4 protein-coding genes are annotated in these 3,996 nt (G+C 65.9%); 3 read left to right on the forward strand and 1 reads right to left on the reverse strand.

Translation table 11 applies throughout. The features are described 5' to 3' along the window. Nucleotides 1-3: 3 nt before the first annotated feature. On the reverse strand, nt 4-462 hold the full coding sequence (locus NP3_RS48995) for a GtrA family protein (protein ID WP_281197349.1): 459 nt from the start codon (nt 460-462) through the stop codon (nt 4-6). A 152-nt stretch (nt 463-614) separates the two neighbouring features. Here NP3_RS48995 and dprE1 point away from each other — a divergent pair, with 152 nt between their 5' ends. The 3 genes from dprE1 to NP3_RS09575 all read left to right on the forward strand — a co-directional run. Continuing rightward, complete coding sequence (gene dprE1 / locus NP3_RS09565) at nt 615-2,069, forward strand: decaprenylphosphoryl-beta-D-ribose oxidase (protein WP_063039823.1); 1,455 nt, start codon at nt 615-617, stop codon at nt 2,067-2,069. Beyond that, entirely contained in the window at nt 2,066-2,827 is a 762-nt protein-coding gene (gene dprE2, locus NP3_RS09570; protein WP_063039819.1) for a decaprenylphospho-beta-D-erythro-pentofuranosid-2-ulose 2-reductase, read from the forward strand. Before dprE1 ends, dprE2 begins: the two co-directional genes overlap by 4 nt. Before the next feature lie 352 nt (nt 2,828-3,179). Beyond that, nucleotides 3,180-3,996, forward strand: an 817-nt coding sequence (locus NP3_RS09575; protein ID WP_373864736.1) for an arabinofuranosyltransferase, incomplete at its 3' end; no start/stop codon positions are given.

Here is a 3,996-nt window from a genome sequence, read left to right on the forward strand (position 1 = left end):
AAATCAGACACCGAGTTTGAAGATGACCAGGCGTTGGACGACGAAGTTGATGACCGTCGCGGTGCCCTGGGCGATGACGAAGGCCAGCGGTTGGCGCCACCAGTCGCCGGGCAGGGTGGCGTAGAGCACCTGGTTGATGCCGACCTGGACGGCGAAGGTGACGGCGTAGAGGATCACCACCGCGATGAAACGGGCGCGGCTCGGGGGCGCCTGGAAGGTCCAGCGGCGATTGATCAGGTAGGCCGTCGTGGTGCCCGCGATGAAGCTGATCGATTTGGCGACGCTGACCGGAAGGCCGATCAGGTTCAGCAGGAAGCTGTAGATCCCGTAGTCGACGATGGCCGAGAGGCCACCGGTGAGGGTGAAGCGGATGATCTGGGTCTTGAGGTCGACATCGGTTCCGGCCGGCTCGTCGACCAACGGCAGTTCGGCCGGGAGCGGCAGCTGGGATTCTGCTTGCACGCCGACGAGCGTAGCGCCGGTGCCCCACGGCACGCGGACCGAGCACCGATTGGACACTTGTCCGGCGCGACGCAACCGCGGTCGGTCCTCACATACTGGGGAGTACGGCGACGCCGACCGCATATCGGCTCATGCATGTAGCCTCTATGCCGATGTCCACGAAAGCTCCGACCGCCACCACAACCGGTAACTCCGGCAATGTCGCCGACGGCACCTACGCGCTGCCGACGCGGACCAAGGCATTGACCGGGTGGGGTCGCACCGCACCAACATCTTCCGAAGTGCTCTCGACGAGCGATCCCGAACTGATCGCCAAGGCCGTCGCCATGGTCGCCGAGGACAACGACTCCAAGCCGGCCCACCTGCGTCGCGGCATCATCGCGCGCGGGCTCGGCCGCTCCTATGGCGATCACGCGCAGAACGCGGGCGGCCTCGTCGTCGATATGACGGCGCTGAACAATATCCACCGGATCGACCGGGACACCCGGATCGTCGATGTGGACGGCGGCGTCAGCCTGGACCAGCTCATGAAGGCCGCGCTGCCGTTCGGGCTGTGGGTTCCGGTGCTGCCCGGCACCCGTCAGGTGACGATCGGCGGCGCCATCGCCTCCGATATCCACGGTAAGAACCATCACAGCGAGGGCAGCTTCGGCAACCACGTGCGCTCGATCGATCTGCTCACCGCCGATGGGCAGGTACAGCACATCACGCCCAAGCGCAATGCCAAGCTGTTCTGGGCGACCGTCGGCGGCAACGGACTCACCGGCATCATCCTGCGCGCGACCATCGAGATGGCGCCCACCGAGACGGCGTACTTCCTCAACGACGGCGTGAAGACCACGACGCTCGACGAGACCATCGCCGCGCACAGCGACGGCAGCGAGGCGAACTACACCTACTCGAGCGCGTGGTTCGACGTGATCAGCCCGCTGCCGAAGCTCGGCCGGGCCACCATCACCCGCGGCCGCCTCGCCAAGGTCGACGAACTACCCAAGCGCCTGCGCAAGAAGCCGCTGAAGTTCGACGCTCCGCAGCTGATGACGGTGCCCGATATCTTCCCGAACTGGACCATGAACAAGCTCACGCTCCAGGCCATCGGTGAGGCGTACTACGCCATGGGCGGCAATTACACCGGCAAGGTGCAGAATCTGACGCAGTTCTACCACCCGCTCGACATGATCGCGGAGTGGAACCGCGGCTACGGTTCCAACGGCTTCCTGCAGTACCAGTTCGTGGTGCCGACCGAGGCGGTCGAGGAGTTCAAGCGGATCATCATCGATATCCAGGGCTCCGGGCACTACTCGGCACTGAACGTTTTCAAGCTGTTCGGACCGGGTAATCCCGCACCGCTGAGCTTCCCGATGCCGGGCTGGAACATCTGCGTCGACTTCCCGATCAAGCCGGGTCTGAACGAGTTGGTGAGCGAGCTGGACCGCCGCGTCATGGAGTTCGGCGGGCGGCTGTACACCGCGAAGGATTCGCGCACCACCGCGGAGACCTTCCACCAGATGTACCCGCGGATCGACGAGTGGATCAAGATCCGCCGAAGTGTCGATCCCACAGGCGTTTTCATGTCCGATATGGCGAGAAGGCTGGAGCTCCAGTGATTAATGCCGTAGGCAACCCGCAGACCATCCTGCTGCTGGGCGGTACCTCGGAGATCGGCTTGGCGATCTGCGCCGAGTACCTGCGCAAGAGTCCGGCGCGCATCATCCTGGCCGCACTGCCCGGTGATCCGCTGCGCGAGGACGCCGTCTCCGAGCTGAAGTCGGCCGGTGCGACCCAGGTCGACGTCATCGACTTCGACGCGCTCGACACCGAGAGCCATCCAAGGGTTGTCGACGCGGCCTGGGACGGCGGCGACGTGGATGTCGCCATCGTCGCGTTCGCCCTGGACGGCGATCCGGAAGAGCTGTGGCAGAACCAGCGCAAGGCCGTGCAGGTCGCCGGAATCAATTACACCGCCGCGGTTTCCGTCGGTGTGCTGGTCGGCGAGAAGATGAAGAAGCAGGGCTTCGGGCGGATCATCGCCATGTCCTCGGTGGCCGGTGAGCGGGTGCGTCGCTCGAACTTCGTCTACGGCTCGACCAAGGCTGGACTCGACGGCTTCTACCTGGGGCTCGGCGAGGCGCTGCGGCCGTACGGTCCGCGCGTGCTGGTGATCCGGCCGGGCATGGTGCGGACCAGGTTCTCGGCGCACGTCAAAGAGGCTCCGCTCACCGTCAACAAGGAAGATATTGCGGCACTGGCGGTTTCGGCGTCGCAGCGGGGCAAGGAGCTCGTCTGGGCACCCGGCACCTTCCGCTTCGTGATGATGATCCTGCGCCACATCCCGCGCCCGATCTTCCGCAAGCTGCCCATCTGATTTCCCCGAGCCGCACCCTGTCGGCCGCGCATTCGTTTGCGCGGGACAGGTGCGGCTCGTCTATATCAGCAACACGCGGTTCCGTGGCTGCCCGGCGAGTTCGGTGCCGACGTGCCAGCAAGTCCGGCATCAGCGCACGGCACTGTGCCAGTTCGGTGGATGCCATCGTCGCGGTTCGCCCGGACCGGCCGATGCGGCATTCGGCACCCTGCCCGTGCGAGCGGCCGGGCGCCGTGGCAAGTTCGGAGCCGACCTCGAGCCGTCGCATTGTCGAAGGAGCACTCCGTTGAGCACAATCACGGCAGAACGCGCCGAGCACTCCGCACCGGAGCGCGGCCGTGGGTCGCTGCTGATCCGGCACATCGGCTCCGGGGTCGGCGAGGCGCTGCTGGCCGCCGTGGTGGCCGCGATCGTTGCCGTCGTGGGGCTGGTGGCGTTTTCGATGGTGCAGTGGCCCGCGTTCAACTCGTCCAATGTGACCAGGTCGTTGACCACGGTCGGACAGGTCGGCGCGGCGGTGCTGCTGGGGGCGGCGATCTGGCTGGTGCGGGCGCGGCGGTGGCCGTGGGTGGCGAAAGTGCTGTCCTGGGTCGGGATTTCGACGTTCGTCACGGTGACATTGGGGATGCCGCTGGCGGCGACCAAGCTGTACCTCTTCGGCGTCTCGGTGGACCAGGAATTCCGCACCGAATATCTGACGCGGCTGACCGATAGCGCGACGCTGCACGATATGACCTACGCCGACCTGCCGCCGTTCTATCCGGCCGGATGGTTCTGGATCGGCGGTCGAGTGGCGAATGTGCTCGGAATGGACGGCTGGGAGGCGTTCAAGCCGTACGCCATCGGTTCGCTCGCGGTGGTCGCGGTGATCGCACTCGTATTGTGGTCCAAGCTGATTCGCGCCGACTGGGCGATCGGAGTCAGCGCGGCGACGACCGCGGTGACGGTGGCTTATGCCTCGCCGGAGGCGTACAGCGCGGTCATCGTGCTGCTGCTGCCGCCCGCGCTGATTCTGGCGTGGGGTGCGTTGTACCGGCCGCTCGAGCTGTCGAGCGCTGCCGTTCGCGATGTGGCATCGAGCGGCGCTGGTGCGTCAGGTGGCGCCACCGCATCGAGCGACAAAGGCACACCGAGTGACGCCACCGCATCAAGTGACGCCAGCACGTCGG

This window comes from Nocardia pseudovaccinii NBRC 100343, assembly GCF_001613225.1.
Lineage (GTDB): Bacteria > Actinomycetota > Actinomycetes > Mycobacteriales > Mycobacteriaceae > Nocardia > Nocardia pseudovaccinii.

Excerpts from the sequence above, each read along its gene's own strand:
- dprE1 (WP_063039823.1), top strand. The coding sequence starts at position 615 with ATGTCCACGAAAGCTCCGACCGCCACCACAACCGGTAACTCCGGCAAT.